Below are 15327 nucleotides of genomic sequence, written 5' to 3'. Positions count from 1 at the left end.
GATTGATATCGCAGGAGGTCAGATGGCACGCCCATCAGCAGAACAGCGCAAAGAGATGATCATCGGGGCCGTACTGGCCCTGTTTCGGGAGAAGGGGATGGCCGCCTCTTCTACCCGTGATGTGGCCGAGCGCACCGGTCTGGCGCGCAGCCACGTCTACCACTACTTCAAGGATTGGAAAGAGCTCTGTCTCTGCGCCGTGGAGCGCTTCACCAGTCAGGAGATAGCCGAGCAGCGGGAGTGGCTGTTGCCGCTGCCGGCCCGCGAAGCGTTGCCACTGTTCGTGCGGGACAACCTGCCGACCAGTCAGGATGCCTCCTGGGCCATCTATCTCGATGCATGGAACGAGTCGCTACGCGACCCGGTATTTGCCGAGAGTTACCGCAAGACCATTCAGGCATGGCGCGAGGTGCTGGAGCAGATCCTGCAAAAGGGGATCGACAGCGGCGACTTCATGGCCGCTGATACCGGACGACTGGCGCGCCAGATCACCTCCCTCATCAACGGCTATGCCGATGACCTCATTCTGGAGCCAACCCCCGAGACGGTAGAAGCCACCTATCAGGAGATCATGGCGGTGGTGAACCGGCTGGTACTGCCAAACAACCCGGCATAAAGCTGGAGTAGGGGCCATCAACTCTTCCCCATGTTTATTTGGCCGTTGTTCGGGCATGCTGGAGGTCGGTTACCAAGGAGTGGTTTGATGTCTATTCCCCATTTATCGCTACAGGATGCCCGTCATTTACAGCTGGCGGCGCAGGGGTTGCTGGTGCCGCGCCGCGGCAAGGCTGCCCCGGCCGATCTGCTGGCGACCATCCGCCGCATGGCGCTGCTGCAGATAGACACCATCTCGGTGGTGGCCCGCAGCCCCTATCTGGTGCTCTTTAGCCGCCTCGGCCACTATGATCCGCGCTGGCTGGAGCAGTTGCTGGCCGCGGGCGAGATCTTCGAATATTGGGCCCACGAGGCCTGTTTCGTGCCCCGCGAGGATTACCGGCTGTTGCGCCACCGGATGCTCGACCCTGCCGCCATGGGCTGGAAGTTTTCGGCCAACTGGCTCGCTACCCATCAGCAGGAGATTGGCCAGCTTATCGAGCGCATTCGCCACCATGGCCCGGTACGGGCGGCCGATTTTGAGCGCAAAGAGGGGAAGGGCAATGGCTGGTGGGACTGGAAGCCGGAGAAGCGCCATTTGGAGGTGCTCTTTACCACCGGTCAGCTGATGGTGCGGGAGCGGCGCAACTTTCAGCGGGTCTATGACCTGGCCGAGCGGGTGCTCCCCGAGTGGAGCGACCAGCGGGATCTGCCGAGCATCGAGCAGGCGCAGCGGGATATGGTGCGCGCCAGCTGCCGGGCGCTGGGGCTGGTCAAAACTGGCTGGGTGGCGGATTACTACCGGCTGCGGCGTGGCAAATATGACGCCTTGCTCCATCAACTGGCGGACGAGGGGAAGTTGTTGCCGGTACGGGTGGAAGGATGGCAGCACGGCGCTTTCGTGCACGCCTCGTTGGCCGATGAGCTGGCAAGGGCGCAGGCGGGTAGCCTCAAGGCGACCCACACTGCGGCTCTTTCGCCGTTCGACCCGCTGGTATGGGATCGCAAGCGAGCCAGTGAGTTGTTCAACTTCGACTATCGCATCGAGTGCTACACCCCGGCGCCCAAGCGTCAGTACGGCTACTTCGTGTTGCCGCTGCTGCATCGTGGCAAGCTGGTGGGCCGGATGGATGCCAAGGCCCATCGCCAGCAGGGGATCTTCGAAATCAAGAGCCTCTATCTGGAAGCCGGGGTGAGAGTGACCCGCCAGCTTGCGCAGGATCTGGCGAAGGCTCTGCAAAAGTTGGCCGAGTGGCACCAGACGCCGGCGCTGCACTATGGCGCCATTCCGGCGCCCTTGCTGGCCATGTGGCAATCCGGTGTTGCGCAAGGCGGTGAGGTAGCGGCACTGGACTAATCTGCACAGTAACGCGTCGCTAGATGATGGCATGAGTGGGGAGAGAGGGATGAGACGAACCCGATTGCCGCTGGCAGGGCTGGGCCTTGCCATGCTGATACCGGCGAGCTTGGCCAGCGCGGCAGAGAAGCCGGTACAGATCTGTCTGGGGGAGGGGAATGAGTGGGCCCCCTTTACTTACTGGGAGCGCAAGGATGGGGTGCCCGATACCAGCCGGCTGACCGGCTCGGCCACCACGCTGGTGCTCGATGCCATCAAGAAAAATGGCTTGTCCTACCAGATCCGCTATCTGCCCTGGGCGCGGGTGCAACAGGAGCTGGCGGATTATCACCAGAATGGCCTGTGCGAGCTGACCTGGGATGCCAGTTACAAGCCGGAGCGTGCCGAGTTCGCCTTCTACAGCGTGCCGCTCTACTACACCCATCTCGGTTTCTTCTATCTCAAGCGCCGCTATCCTGAAGCGCCCGATCTGCAGACGGTCAACAGCTCACGGGTATGCGGCGTGATTGGCTATAACTATGCCCCCTATGGGCTCTCGCAGGATCCACGCCGGGTCAAGCAGCTGCAACAGGCGCTCGACATGATGGGGCGGGATCGCTGTGACTTCCTGCCAAGCGAGATTGAGCCGCTGGTTGGCGGGTTAACCCTGGGCATCTACCAGAGCGAACCCGGTCTGCTCAATCTCGCCCTGCCAAGTCGCAAGGGATTCTATCTGCTGGTCAGCAAGGGATCGCCTCGTGCCTACGAGCTGGTTACCCGCCTGAATCAGACGTTGGTGGCATTTCAGGAGCAGGGTCATGCGGAGGAGGTGATGCGCCGCTTCCTGCCGCCGATGGAGTAAGTGCCAAGAAGGCTAATCACTCAGATTTATCAGATGAAAAAAGAGCCAGCCGGTGCAAACCGGCTGGCTCTTTCGTTTTATGGGGAAACACATCAGGCCGCGATGCGGGTCAGTACCTTCACCAGCAGTTCGATGCGTGGGCCAATGCTGGCCAGATCGAGATACTCCTCGTCACTGTGGAAACCAGCACCGATAGGGCCCAGACCATCCAGCGTCGGAATGCCGAGGGCGGCAGTGAGGTTGGCATCGGAGCCGCCCCCTACCTCTTGCCAGCGAATGGGCAGCCCCAGTTCGGCGCCGCACTCCTCCACCAGCTGCATCAGTGCCTGAGTGCCCTCTGACGGTACCATTGCCGGTTTATGCGCCTCGCGGGTCAGCTTGATGGTGACCCCTTCCAGATGAGGCCGCTCGACCAGGGTCAACAGATGATCGTTGACCTGGCTGTACTCCTGATTGTCCCAGAAACGGACATCCACCACCGCGCTGGCGTGGGCCGGCACTATGTTGGCACCGTTGCCCCCCTCGACGATACCGATGTTGAGAGTGGTGCCGCTCTCGAAGTTGGTCAGGGCATTGATGGCGAGGATCCAGTGACCCAGCTCGGTGATGGCGCTGCGCCCCTTCTGCGGCTCGTTGCCGGCGTGAGCCGCCTTGCCGGTGAAGTCGATGCGATAGCGTGCCATTCCCTTGCGAGCCTTGACCAGCGTGCCATCGGCACGGGCCGCTTCGGCCACCAGCACCTGCTTCGCCTGTTTGGCCACTGCAGCCAGCCAGTCGCTGGAGTGGAGGGAGCCGATCTCCTCATCCGGGTTCATGCAGACGCAGATGCTCAGGCGATCGCGCACCTCGCGGGGCAGTGCACGCAGGGCATAGACGATGTTGAGCAGGCCGGATTTCATATCGGAGACGCCGGGGCCGTAGGCGCGCTCGCCATCGAGACTCATCGGGCGGGCGGCGGCGGTGCCGACCGGGAAGACGGTATCCATATGACCGATCAGCATGATGTCGATCCGCTCGGCCTGCGGCTGGTTGCGGATCTCCAGCCCGACCCCGGCGATGCCGCAATCGACCCGCTTGATCTGCCAGCCGCCCATCGCCTCGAATTTGGCGGCCATCAGGTCGGCCACTGCCGCAATGCCCGGCTGGTGCAGAGAGCCGCAATCCAGATTGATCAGGGGGGCCAGCTCGGCCAGATATTGATCCAAAGAAAAAGTCATTGTTTGCTCCGCTATCAGATCCGGGGTCAGAGGATGATGTTCATTACCAGCATGGCGCCAAAGGCGTTGAGTACCGAGATGGCGATCATGACCGGGATATAGCGCCCTTCGGTGCCGATGCAGCCGAGGATACGGCCCATGTACTGCACCTGTGAACCCATCAGGTAGATGGCTGGCGCCAGAATGGCGATGTGAGTGCCGTTGAGGATCCCCTGATCGAACAGGGTGATGACCACACCGACTGCACCACCCATCGACATCCAGGCGCCGATCAGCACGGCTGCCGCTTCACCGGGCAGGCCGAAGATGGCCATGACGGGGGAGAAGATGGCGCCCATGGCGTCCAGCGCGCCGGTGATCTGCAGCGCCTTGATGATGACGAAGGCCATCAGCACGTTGGGAACGGTGGAGGTGGTGGCGATGACCCATCCCTTCTTGGCCCCTTCGACGAAGATATCGGTGACGATGGGTTTCTTGACGTTGGCCTGGCTCATTTGGCTTGCTCCTGGGTGGTAAGGGTCTGATCGCGTTTGCTGTTGTCGGCACTCTTGCCTTCGGTGAGGTTGAGATAGACCCGGAACAGGTTGGCTCCAATGAACTTGAAGACGAACATTACGGCGACTGCCAGCCCGATGGAGGAGCTGACTGCCTGGGTGCCGTCAGCCAGGGTCAGGGTGAAGAGCACGGCACCAGAGGAGAAGAAGTTGACTATGGTGGCGCCAGCGGAGAACTGGAACATGGTGAACACGTCGGTCTCGCGCTTGGTGATGAGCCCTTCATCTTTGAGCTGGCGAGTCATGGCGGCACCCGCATCGGTACTCTGCAGTGAGGCGATAAGGGCGAGACCGGTGTTGCCCGGGATCCCCATCAGCGGGCGTAGCAGCGGAGTCAGCAGCTTGCGGGCGGCATCCAGTGCGCCGTAGTGCTCCAGCACATTGATCATGCCGAGGGCAAACATCACGGTGGGGATCAGGGTCAGGGCGAACAGGAAGCCATCACGAGCGCCGTTGCCTCCCTTGCCACGCATGTCGGTCATGGCTGTTTTGATGCCATCCCCGTTCTCGCTGACGCTCTGCACCATGGTGCCGAACGAACCGTTCAGCGTGGTGAAGTCAAATACCCCGTACCACTGGTTGGACTGCAGTAGCCCGGAGAAGAAGACAACAGCAAAGGCCAGTGCCAGATAACAGCCGATCGTCACCGGACGGTTTTTATCGCTCATAGATAGCTCCACATGAATAATTATTTAATCGGATTAATTATGGTTGATACGGCTATCAATTATTTGATGGGGGTCAAGAAGCCTTGCTGATATGCGGGGTGATGTTAGTGATATGTGAGGATGATCGTCCCCTGAAAAGAAGAAGATCCGGTTTTTGTTTAATTTGTTGAAAAAGTCAGCGGCAAGAATGCGTGGAGACGCGGCAATAAAAAAACCGAGCACTTGGCCCGGTTTGTTCAATCAGTTGCGCGGTGATTACTGGAGGACCAGCACCATCAGCAGACCAACGGTAATGGCGGATACCAGGAAGGCAAAGCCATAGAACACATAGTGGTGCAGCTTGGTGGTGTGGATCCCCAGATCATGCAGACCGTGGTAGATACGGTGCATGCCGTGCCAGATCGGCAGGGCGATGATCACCAGCAGGATGCAGGCACCCCACCAGGAGCTGGCGAATTCGAGCACGCGCTCGTAGCTCATGGTCTCTACGTCCATGATACCCATGGGTACCAGCAGACCGGTGATGAGGACAATGACCGGCAGCAGCATGGCAACGACCATGCCACCTGCACCAAACAGACCCCAGTAAATTGGCTCGTCAGAACGTCTCATTGTTTTCTCCTCAGGCCACGATGATCAGGACAAGCAGGGATACCACAGCCAGCGCCACATACTGGGCGATGACGATCGGTTTCTCCGGCACCAGGTCTTCACCACGGAAGATACGCATGGCTTTCGGCGCCAGTGCGAACCAGGTCTTGGCGTGGAACAGGCAGGCTGCCAGCGCAATCACGTGGAACAGGATGGCGATCGGGCTTTGCAGGGATTCCAGCCAGCCGTTGAACGCTTCCTGACCCTGTACCAGACGCATCAGACCCCACATCAGCACAACAGCGTAGATGGAGACGAAGATACTGGTGCCTTCGCGGATCATGTAACCGGTGTAGAAGGCGTTCTTCAGCCACCAGTCTTTCTTCATTTCGCGGACGTAAGGTTTACGTTTGCTTTCAGTGTTGTTCATGGTCTCAATCCTGCTCTCAATCTGGCTTGAACATGGCGATCATGTAGTCCTTGGCACTCTCTACCTTGCCAAGCTGGATGGCCGCTGCCGGATCGACGCCCTTCGGGCACACTTCGGAGCAGTAGCCCACGAAGGTACAGCCCCAGACGCCTTCGTCCTGGCTGATGATGCGCATACGCTCTTTGGCGCCGGCATCACGGTTGTCGACGTTGTAGCGATAGGCCAGAGCCAGTGCCGCCGGACCGGTGAACTTCTTGTTGATGCCGTACTGCGGGCAGGCCGCGTAGCAGAGACCACAGTTGATGCACTGGGAGAACTGCTTGTACTTCGCCATCTCTGCCGGAGTCTGGATGTATTCGCCATCGCACAGGTTGCGCGGCTCGCTCGGGATGATGTAGGGCTTGATGCTTTCCAGCTTCTCGATGAAATCGGACATGTCGACCACCAGGTCACGCTCGATCGGGAAGTTGTTGAGCGGCTCGATGGTCATTTTGCCCGGCAGATAGTCGCGCAGGAATGCCTTGCAGCCCAGCTTGGGAACACCGTTGACCATCATGCCGCAGGAGCCGCAGATCGCCATCCGGCAGCGACCAGCGGAAGCTCAGGGTAGAGTCCAGGTGATCCTTGATGTATTGCAGCGCATCCAGCAGAGACATCTCTCTCTGGTAGGGCACCTGGAAGGTCTGCATCCAGGGCTCGTTATCCTGCTCCGGACGATAGCGCAGGATTTCAATTTCAATCATCTCAGCCATTCTTCTTAGCCTCGTCTTGTTTCTCACCCTCGGAGCCGTACACGCGTTTTGCCGGCTGGGACTTAGTGATCTTCACATCGGAGTAATCGATGGAGGGCGTTTCGCCATTGTTGTAGAACGAGAGCGTGTGCTTGAGGAAGTTCACGTCATCACGCTCTTCGTAACCATCCAGACGCTGGTGGGAACCGCGGGACTCTTTACGATTGATGGCGGAGTGAGCCATGGCTTCCGCCACGTCCAGCATGTAGCCCAGTTCGATGGCGTACAGCAGATCGGTGTTGAAGACAGAGGACTTGTCGTTGATCTTGACCTTTTTGTAACGGGCTTTCAGCTCGTTGATCTTGTCGATGGTGCCCTGCATCAGCTCTTCGGTACGGTAGATACCGACACCGGCCTCCATGGAGGTGCCCAGTTCGTTGCGGATGTCTGCCGGGTTTTCGGTGCCATCGATGTCGAGCAGGGAGAGGTGCTGCTTGACCAGAGCCTCGGCCTTGGCGACCAGCGCTTCGGTATTGCCATGCTTCTGGGTCTTGGCGAATTCACCGGCCTGTTCACCAGCCAGCTTGCCGAATACCACGATCTCGGACAGGGAGTTGGAACCCAGACGGTTGGCGCCGTGCAGACCAACGGAGGCACATTCGCCAGCGGCGTAGAGGCCGGCCAGACGGGTGGCACACTTGTTGTCAGTCTCGATACCACCCATGGTGTAGTGGGCTGTCGGACGTACCGGGATGGGCTCTTTGGCCGGATCGACGTTGACGTAGGCTTTGGCCAGTTCGCAGATGAACGGCAGGCGCTCTTTCAGGTACTTTTCGCCGAGGTGACGCAGGTCGAGGTGAACCACATCGCCCATCGGGCCCTGGATCACGCGGCCTTTCTGCTGCTCTTGCCAGAATGCCTGGGAAACGCGGTCGCGCGGACCCAGTTCCATGTATTTGCTCTTCGGCTGGCCGATCGGAGTTTCCGGGCCCAAGCCGTAGTCTTGCAGGTAGCGGTAGCCATCCTTGTTGAGCAGGACGCCACCCTCACCACGACAACCTTCGGTCATCAGGATGCCGGTACCCGGCAGACCGGTCGGGTGATACTGAACGAATTCCATGTCACGCAGCGGTACGCCGTGACGATAGGCCAGCGCCATGCCGTCACCGGTGACGATGCCGCCGTTGGTGTTGTAACGGTAAACACGACCAGCACCACCAGTTGCCAGAATCACTGATTTGGCCTGGATGAAGCGGGTGATGCCGTTCTGGATGTCAAAGGTCAGAACGCCCTGCACGCGACCATCTTCCACGATCAGGTCGAGGCAGAAGTGCTCGTCGAAGCGCTTGATGCTCGGGTATTTGACGGAGGTCTGGAACAGGGTGTGCAGAATGTGGAAACCGGATTTGTCAGCGGCGAACCAGGTACGGGGAACCTTCATGCCACCAAAAGGGCGCACGTTGGCTTTGCCATCCGGCTTGCGGCTCCAGGGGCAACCCCAGTGCTCCAGCTGGATCATCTCTTTGGTCGCATTGTTGACGAAGTAATCGACAACATCCTGCTCACACAGCCAGTCACCACCGGAGACGGTGTCGTTGAAGTGGTTTTCGAGGGAGTCGTCATCACGAACGACACCGGCGGCACCACCTTCGGCTGCCACGGTATGGCTACGCATCGGATAGACTTTGGAAATCAGGGCGATATCCAGGTCTGGCTGTGATTCGGCTATAGCGATAGCGGCGCGCAGGCCAGTACCGCCGGCACCGATGATGGCTACATCGGTCTTGATAATATCCACATCTGCCTCCTTAGGGATAGATTTGCTGGGCACGATTTTGCTCTATGAAAAAAATTCAGGCTTGATGCAAGTCAAACAGCTTGGTTTTATTCCATTTTTCGTAGTTATTTTTTTCTAAAACACCCTGATCCCTGGATGAAAATGTCGTAATTTTCGTCATTTTTTGGTGTTATTGAGCAGTAAAACACCTTGCTACGAAGACTTTAACTTCCGGATTATACGTAGTTTTCTTTCAATAAAATGCGAATCACCTCTCTTTTTAGGTACTCACGAAAAAAATTTTAAGTTTTTTATTAAAACTTTTTAATGATAATTATTGGCATTTAAATATATCCATAAAAATTACTAATCCTTTTTGTGGCTGAAAAAGTGGAACATATCCGATAGGAGCTACTGAATGGCGGGGGCAACAGGAAGGAGGAGAGGCGACGGTAGTGTTAGATTACTCACTGATAATTAAGCGATATTTAAAAAAGTAAAGGGGCCTGTACGACCCCTTTCTTATCATCGTCAGATCCGGAACATACCGACCTGATTACTCAATTCACCCGAAATATTTTTAAGTTGTTCAGAGAGATGGCGTGAGCTGTCGGCATCTACGGCCAGCTCGTCAGACACATCTTTCACCGCCTGAATGTTGCGGCTGACCTCGTCAGTAACGGCTCGTTGCTCCTCGGCGGCGCTGGAGATCTGGGTCGCCATGTCGGAGATTTGGTTGATGGAAGCGGTGATCTGCTCCAGCGCTTGGGTGGCGTTGTTGGCATCATCCACGCTGTTCTGGGCCAGCAACTGCCCTTCATGCATGGTACTGACCGCACCCTGGGTATTGCGCTGCAGGGTTTCGATCATGCTGCGGATCTCGACGGTGGAGCTGTGAGTACGCTGTGACAGCACCCGCACCTCGTCCGCAACTACCGCAAAGCCACGACCCTGTTCGCCGGCGCGAGCAGCTTCGATGGCTGCGTTCAGTGCCAGCAGGTTGGTCTGCTCGGCGATGCCCTGAATGGTGGAGAGGATGGTATTGATCTCCTGCGCGTTTTTCTCCAGCTCTTGAATGATGTTGGAGGCCTGCTCGACCTGAGTCGCCAGATCGGTGATGGAACGCTGGTTGCGGGCGATGACCTGCTTGCCATGTTCACAGCTGCTGCTGGAGGAACGCGCCGCTTCGGCAGTCTGCTCGGCGTTGCTGGCTACCTCGACGGCTGTGGCCGACATTTCGTGAACGGCCGTTGCAATCTGGGAGATCTCGTTTTGCTGGCGAGCCAGCCCCTGATTGGCCTTCTCTGCCATGTTGTGTGAGGACTTGGCCTGTTGGTTGAGTTGGCCGGAGGAGTTAGATATATCCTGCACCATCACATGGATCCGCTCGATAAAGGTGTTGACGTGTTTGGCGACTACGCCGACCTCGTCTTCACGCTCGATCTTGATGCGGCGAGTGAGATCGCCATTGCCACGGGAGAGATCGGCAATCGCTTCACCCAGGGTTTTCAGCGGAGCCAGAGAGCCATTGATGGCGACATAGGAGAAACCCGCCACGATGATGATGGTGAGCAGGCCTTGCAGAAGTGCTGACGTGACCATGCGTTTGACCGACTGATAGGCCACCGCCTCATCGACCACAATGCCGTAGTACCAGTCGGTATTGGGGATCTGGTTCAGGTCAAACACGCTCAGTTTGCCGCTGATATCCATCTCTGAAATGGTGCCGTCATGAGCAATGCGATTGACCCCGGAGGCAGTCAGCTCGGGGGAGAGGGCGGTGGCGGGTTTCAGGGTCAGGGAAGCATCCGGATGGGCAATGATGGTGCCACTGCTATCGATAAGTACCGCGTAGGTGCCTTCGGTATTGACCGCCAGAATGTCGGAAACCAATCCGCTGATGGATACGTCGCCGGCAATGACGCCTTGGGTATTACCACGCTGGAACGGTTCGGCGATGGTGATGATCAGCTGCCCGGTGGAGATATCTGCATAGGGCGCGGTGATGGTCATTTTACCTGCGGCCATGGCGTCCTTGTACCAGGGGCGCTGGCGCGGGTCGTAGCCAGCGGGCAGATCGGTCGGCTTGCTCTGGATCATCTTGCCATCATTTGTGCCCACATAGACGAGATCAAACCCGCCCGCATTCATGGACTGGGCCAGATGGCTGATGGGGTTATCCTCTTTGGCAAACGCCTCCTTGGTAGAGCTGACCATGTTGACGCGGGCATCGAGCCAGCGGGATATCCCCTTGACGTTGGCGGCTGAACTTTCGTCGATAAAGCTCCAGATCAGTCGCTGGGTTTCGCTGCGCAGCTGCGAGGTGTTGTACCAGACCTGCAGGCCGGTGATCACCAGAATGATGAGCCCGATAGCCAGAACAAGTTTGTTTTTAATGGATAAGTTCATAGTTACTTCCTTGTGAGCGTCAGTCTGAAGTGTGTTCGAGCGAATTATTGTTATGTGCCATCTCTTATCGGCCGAAGTTGGACTCTTTTTATCCCGGTCTACGACTTAAAGTTAGCGGTTAACCTCACGCTTATCCATCCGGATGCGGGTTGCTCACAGTGTTAAAAAACGGTCGGGCCGATTGGTGAATATGCCGTCGACCCCCATAGCAGCCAGCTGTTGCTGGTCGGCAAGGTGATCGACCGTATAGACCAGTACCTTTAATCCACGGCGATGTGCATCATCGACCAGCGCAGCGTCAATGAAATCAACATCACAATTGATGGACCAGGCTCCCAGCTTTTCGGCAAAGTGCGCCAGTTCGAGCGGCAGATTGGCCGTAAGAGCGCCAATCCGGATATCGGGTCGCAGGGTCGCAAAGCGAGCCAGCTCTGGATGGTGGAATGAGGAGACCACCCATTGGTTGGCGGTGAAGCCGAGCTCGTTCTCGGCCCGTTTGGTCAGTGCCGCGACGGCATCGGCGGTATTGGTACCCTTAAGTTCGATATGCAGCTCACAGCTGCCGTCAATCAGGCTCATCACCTGCCACAAGGTCGGAATGCTCTCCCCCTCGCCAGCATCGAGCTGCTCCAGATAGGAGCGGGATTGTTCGGTCAATACCCCCTTGCCGTTGGTACAGCGCTCGAGCCGCCGATCGTGGAATACCCACAACTCTCCATCGGCCGCCTGCACGTCGATCTCGATGGCGGGGGCTCCCAGTTCCAGCGCTTTGGCCATCGCTTTGAGGGTGTTCTCGGGGGCCAGGCCGCTGGCCCCCCGGTGAGCAATGATCTGCATGGTTTGCTCCTTTCTCATTGGCCGGGTTAGCCCCTGCTCAAGTGAATATCGATCTGTTGGTGGGGCAGGGTGAGCCCCTGTTGCTGCATCTTCTCCAGCACCAGCGAGTGAACTTCGTGGGTGATGGGCATCCGATGATCCATGTTGTTCACGTAGAGCCGGATCTCGTAGATCAGTGCCGAGTCGGTGAACTCGATCAGGAACACTTCGGGAGTCGGGGTATCGAGCACCAGTGTCGATGCTTTGACCGACTCTTCCAGAATAGTCTGAACCAGTTTGGGATCCCGGGTCAGGCCGATGCGGATCCGTAGTCGTACCCGGGTGATGGCATCGGAGAGCGACCAGTTGATGAACTGCTCGGTGATGAAGGCCTTGTTGGGGACGATGATCTCCTTGCGATCCCAATCCACTATGGTGGTGGCGCGCGTCTTGATCTTGGTGACGGTGCCGGTCAGATCGCGGATGGTGACGGTATCACCCAGCCGGATAGGTTTCTCGAACAGGATGATGAGGCCGGAGACGAAGTTGGCGAAGATCTCCTGCAGACCGAAACCCAGACCGACCGAGAGAGCGGCAACCAGCCACTGGGTCTTGGACCAGTCGATGCCGAGCATCGAGAAGCCGGTGAGGGCGCCGATCAGGATCACCAGATACTTGCTGGTGGTGGTGAGCGCAAAGCCGGTACCGGGGGAGAGGCTCAGATGCTGCAGCAGGGTCAGCTCCATCAGGCTCGGCAAGTTGCGAGCAGTGACCACGGTCAGGATGAAGACGAAGGCGGTCAGCATCAGATCCTGCAAGGTGATGGCCGAGAGCTGCTCTATACCGCCAATCTTGCTGCTGACCTGCCACACCTCGATGTTGCTGAGGAAGCTGAAGGCGGAGTTGAGATCCGACCATTGCACTACCACCAGCAGGGTGAAACCGAGCATCAGCAGAGTGCGGATCAGCCCCAGCGACTGGGTGCTGAGGGTATCGAGGTCGAGTTCGGTCTCCTCAACCACATCGGGGATCTCAGAGCTCAGCTCTTCATGTTGATCGTCCCGTTCACGTTGGGCAAGGATCTCCGCTCGCTTGCTTTTGGCTCGCTCGAAAGCCAGCCGACGGCGCTGGATCAGCATCCAGCGTCTGGCCAGATAGTAGACAAGCAGGCAGCCAAGCCCCATCAGCAGGCTCAGCTCCAGCTGGCGCAGCAGAGTGCGCGAGGTATAGAAGTAGCCAAACAGGGTGCCAATAACCGCCAATAGCGGCGCCAGCATCAGGCTGTTCCAGATGAAGTGGTGGAGCAGATGGGGCTTGGTCATATCGCTCTGGCCCCAGGTGAGCGGCAGTCGCTCCCGGTTGAGACGGGCGAAGAAGAGCAGCAGCCAGAGAGCGCCGATGATAAAGGCCAGCCGGCCGAGAGAGTCGTAGAAGGCGTGTTCCTGATAGCTGTTGGCCATCCCCTGCACGAAAAAGCTCGGGATCAGTACCAGCAGCAGGGTGCGAAACTGTCCCCACACTTTCTGCACCTGCTCTTTTGGCCAGCGGAAATGGTGGATCAGGATCCCCTTCTCGAGGGTGAGATGACGGGCCAGCACCAGTGCCAGCAGCAGAAACCAGATCTCGCCAAGGCCACGGCCGATAGCCACGGCAAAGGGGTATTGCCAGGCGCCGCCCAGCAGTCCCCGCACCATCAGTACCATGGCGGGGAGCGGCATGGCTGCAAGCAGAGAGCGCAACAGCAGCCGGCTGGTAAGGCTGAACTTGTCCTGGGTTACCTTGCCGATCCGTGGTGCTATGTGGTCGCAATATTGGGTCAGATGGCGAGCCAGTTTGAACCAGCTCCAGGCCAGTACCAGTAGTCCCAGCGTGGCCAGAGTCAGACTGAGCGGCGTGTTTTCGGCGATAGCGTGGGGGACTTGCAGCCAGTTCTCCGGATTGAAAGCCAGCGAGAGGGCGGCAGGCACCCCGAGCATGACGGAGGGGGTGAGCGGCCGTACATCCGGCATCCAGAACAGGTGGCTGGCACTGATCTCGCGGATCTCGTCGATCTTGCTGTTGCGGTGGCTATAGAGCAGCTTGAGCCGGGTCTGCTCCTGAATCAGGGTGTCGGACGCGTCGTTGAGACGGGTCAACAGCTGGCGACGGGCCTTGAGCAGGTTGTCGAGCACCGCCAGTTGCTGGCGATCGAGTGTGACCTCTTCGCCGGAGATAAGCTGGTCGCGCAGCTGGCGGGGATCCTTGAGGGTATCCTGCTCGGTCTCGTACTGGTATTTGGCCATGCGGGCACTGACAATGGCGGACTCCAGCTTGTCCAGTGGGTAGTAAGCAGGCAGGTCAGCCAGCTTGCTGCGCAGGTTTTCGCCATAGGCGTCACTGATCTGCAGCCACTCCAGTTGCTCGCGCACCGAGTTGACCAGCTCGTTGAGTTCAAACAGGTTCTTGTCGACGCTGCGTTGCTCATCCTGCACCTCCTCGATCTGCTCTTCGAGGGTGCCGAGCTGGATGGAGAGAGCCTGATTCTGCTGCTGTTGCTCCTGCAGCAGAGGCATATCGCTGGAGAGCTGCTTGCGCAGTCGCTCGCTCTCGGCGAGGGTCTGCTCGGTTTTCTCCCGGCGCAGCTGGTTCTGCTGGGTCAGCAGGCTCGACTGCCATTCATCCTCGTCGGCAATGGTCAGGTTGAGCTCCTGCAACTTGAGCTTGCCCAGATCGTTGCGCTGCTGGGCCGAGAGCTGCTCCAGCTCCAGCATCTGGATCCGGTCGGAGAGACTCTGCTCCTTGATCTTGGCCAGCAGCAGTTGCGCCTCCTGCAGCCGATCCGATTCGCTGCTGAAGTTGAGGCGCTCCAGCTGGCTGCGGGTGACTTGCAGCTGTTTGCGCAGGTCATCCACCCGCAGGTGATAATCCTGCCCCGTGCTCTCTAGCTGATTGAGACTGTCCATGATGGCCTGACGCTCTTTGCGCAGCATCATCTGGCGGTTGCTGCTAAGGCCAATGGCTTGGCGCAGGCTCTCCTCCTTGAGCGTGGAGAGGGAAGGGCGTGCCTTGGGCTGATAGTTGCGCAGGCTCTCCTTGAGGCGGGCCGACTCTTTGGGATAGTCGATCAGAACCTGCTGATATGCCTTGCTGTGCTCCCGATAGCGCTCTGCTTCTCTGGCAAACTGCAGCGCCTGCTGATAGCTCTCCCTCAGTTTCTGGTTTTCCGGCGTGTCGCTCTTGGGGACGCTTTGCAGCAGCGCTTCGGTCTGGGCGATGGTGTCATCAGCCTGAGCCGTGGTCGTGAGCAGCGTGAGGGAAAGGAGCAGGAGGGTGAGCAGGCGTTGCAACATGAAGCACGTGTCC

The 15327-nt window shown here is 58.4% G+C and carries 12 protein-coding genes and 1 pseudogene; 3 read left to right on the top strand and 10 right to left on the bottom strand.

Annotation, left to right across the window (positions count from 1 at the left end; genetic code table 11):
* The first annotated feature begins 22 nt into the window (after nucleotides 1-22).
* The 3 genes from WE862_RS20120 (at nucleotide 23) to WE862_RS20110 (ending at nucleotide 2792) form a co-directional block, all read left to right on the top strand.
* The gene (locus WE862_RS20120; protein WP_042029789.1) at nucleotides 23-616 is read left to right on the top strand and encodes a TetR/AcrR family transcriptional regulator; all 594 of its coding nucleotides are present in this window, start codon (nucleotides 23-25) and stop codon (nucleotides 614-616) included.
* An 87-nt stretch (nucleotides 617-703) separates the two neighbouring features.
* Nucleotides 704-1951: a winged helix-turn-helix domain-containing protein gene (locus WE862_RS20115; RefSeq protein WP_042029787.1), complete on the top strand. Its 1248-nt coding sequence runs from the start codon at nucleotides 704-706 to the stop codon at nucleotides 1949-1951.
* Between the two features lie 49 nt (nucleotides 1952-2000).
* A complete protein-coding gene (locus WE862_RS20110) occupies nucleotides 2001-2792 on the top strand; it encodes a substrate-binding periplasmic protein (protein WP_042029786.1) in 792 nt (263 codons plus the stop codon).
* A gap of 92 nt (nucleotides 2793-2884) precedes the next feature.
* Here the strand turns inward: WE862_RS20110 and WE862_RS20105 are convergent, their stop codons facing one another.
* The 10 genes and pseudogenes from WE862_RS20105 to mscM form a co-directional block, all read right to left on the bottom strand.
* Nucleotides 2885-4009, bottom strand: coding sequence for a M20 family metallopeptidase (locus WE862_RS20105; RefSeq protein ID WP_042029784.1), 1125 nt, complete (start codon nucleotides 4007-4009; stop codon nucleotides 2885-2887).
* A 26-nt stretch (nucleotides 4010-4035) separates the two neighbouring features.
* The gene (locus tag WE862_RS20100; RefSeq protein ID WP_041210001.1) at nucleotides 4036-4503 is read right to left on the bottom strand and encodes a YjiG family protein; all 468 of its coding nucleotides are present in this window, start codon (nucleotides 4501-4503) and stop codon (nucleotides 4036-4038) included.
* Nucleotides 4500-5231, bottom strand: coding sequence for a nucleoside recognition domain-containing protein (locus WE862_RS20095; RefSeq protein ID WP_042029783.1), 732 nt, complete (start codon nucleotides 5229-5231; stop codon nucleotides 4500-4502). The genes WE862_RS20100 and WE862_RS20095 overlap by 4 nt, the downstream gene beginning before the upstream one ends.
* A gap of 255 nt (nucleotides 5232-5486) precedes the next feature.
* On the bottom strand, nucleotides 5487-5843 hold the full coding sequence (gene frdD, locus WE862_RS20090) for a fumarate reductase subunit FrdD (RefSeq protein WP_005347976.1): 357 nt from the start codon (nucleotides 5841-5843) through the stop codon (nucleotides 5487-5489).
* Nucleotides 5844-5853: 10 nt separating this feature from the next.
* On the bottom strand, nucleotides 5854-6252 hold the full coding sequence (locus WE862_RS20085) for a fumarate reductase (protein ID WP_033112664.1): 399 nt from the start codon (nucleotides 6250-6252) through the stop codon (nucleotides 5854-5856).
* A 16-nt stretch (nucleotides 6253-6268) separates the two neighbouring features.
* Nucleotides 6269-7004, bottom strand: a pseudogene (locus tag WE862_RS20080) (succinate dehydrogenase/fumarate reductase iron-sulfur subunit).
* Nucleotides 6997-8781, bottom strand: coding sequence for a fumarate reductase (quinol) flavoprotein subunit (frdA, locus tag WE862_RS20075; RefSeq protein WP_041210004.1), 1785 nt, complete (start codon nucleotides 8779-8781; stop codon nucleotides 6997-6999). Before frdA ends, WE862_RS20080 begins: the two are co-directional and overlap by 8 nt.
* A gap of 510 nt (nucleotides 8782-9291) precedes the next feature.
* Nucleotides 9292-11169: a methyl-accepting chemotaxis protein gene (locus tag WE862_RS20070; RefSeq protein ID WP_042029782.1), complete on the bottom strand. Its 1878-nt coding sequence runs from the start codon at nucleotides 11167-11169 to the stop codon at nucleotides 9292-9294.
* A gap of 153 nt (nucleotides 11170-11322) precedes the next feature.
* Nucleotides 11323-12006, bottom strand: a complete 684-nt coding sequence (locus WE862_RS20065) for a glycerophosphodiester phosphodiesterase (RefSeq protein ID WP_042029781.1) — start codon at nucleotides 12004-12006, stop codon at nucleotides 11323-11325.
* A gap of 26 nt (nucleotides 12007-12032) precedes the next feature.
* On the bottom strand, nucleotides 12033-15314 hold the full coding sequence (mscM, locus tag WE862_RS20060; RefSeq protein ID WP_042029780.1) for a miniconductance mechanosensitive channel MscM: 3282 nt from the start codon (nucleotides 15312-15314) through the stop codon (nucleotides 12033-12035).
* Nucleotides 15315-15327: the final 13 nt, after the last annotated feature.

It is taken from the genome of Aeromonas jandaei (assembly GCF_037890695.1).
GTDB classification, from domain to species: domain Bacteria; phylum Pseudomonadota; class Gammaproteobacteria; order Enterobacterales; family Aeromonadaceae; genus Aeromonas; species Aeromonas jandaei.
This window is presented reverse-complemented; position numbering and strand designations above follow the sequence as displayed.

Bases quoted from the DNA above. Each gene is read 5' to 3' on its own strand.
- WE862_RS20120 (WP_042029789.1), top strand. From the start codon at position 23: ATGGCACGCCCATCAGCAGAACAGCGCAAAGAGATGATCATCGGGGCC.
- WE862_RS20115 (WP_042029787.1), top strand. From the start codon at position 704: ATGTCTATTCCCCATTTATCGCTACAGGATGCCCGTCATTTACAGCTG.
- WE862_RS20110 (WP_042029786.1), top strand. From the start codon at position 2,001: ATGAGACGAACCCGATTGCCGCTGGCAGGGCTGGGCCTTGCCATGCTG.
- WE862_RS20105 (WP_042029784.1), bottom strand. From the start codon at position 4,009: ATGACTTTTTCTTTGGATCAATATCTGGCCGAGCTGGCCCCCCTGATC.
- WE862_RS20100 (WP_041210001.1), bottom strand. From the start codon at position 4,503: ATGAGCCAGGCCAACGTCAAGAAACCCATCGTCACCGATATCTTCGTC.
- WE862_RS20095 (WP_042029783.1), bottom strand. From the start codon at position 5,231: ATGAGCGATAAAAACCGTCCGGTGACGATCGGCTGTTATCTGGCACTG.
- frdD (WP_005347976.1), bottom strand. From the start codon at position 5,843: ATGAGACGTTCTGACGAGCCAATTTACTGGGGTCTGTTTGGTGCAGGT.
- WE862_RS20085 (WP_033112664.1), bottom strand. From the start codon at position 6,252: ATGAACAACACTGAAAGCAAACGTAAACCTTACGTCCGCGAAATGAAG.
- WE862_RS20070 (WP_042029782.1), bottom strand. From the start codon at position 11,169: ATGAACTTATCCATTAAAAACAAACTTGTTCTGGCTATCGGGCTCATC.
- WE862_RS20065 (WP_042029781.1), bottom strand. From the start codon at position 12,006: ATGCAGATCATTGCTCACCGGGGGGCCAGCGGCCTGGCCCCCGAGAAC.
- mscM (WP_042029780.1), bottom strand. From the start codon at position 15,314: ATGTTGCAACGCCTGCTCACCCTCCTGCTCCTTTCCCTCACGCTGCTC.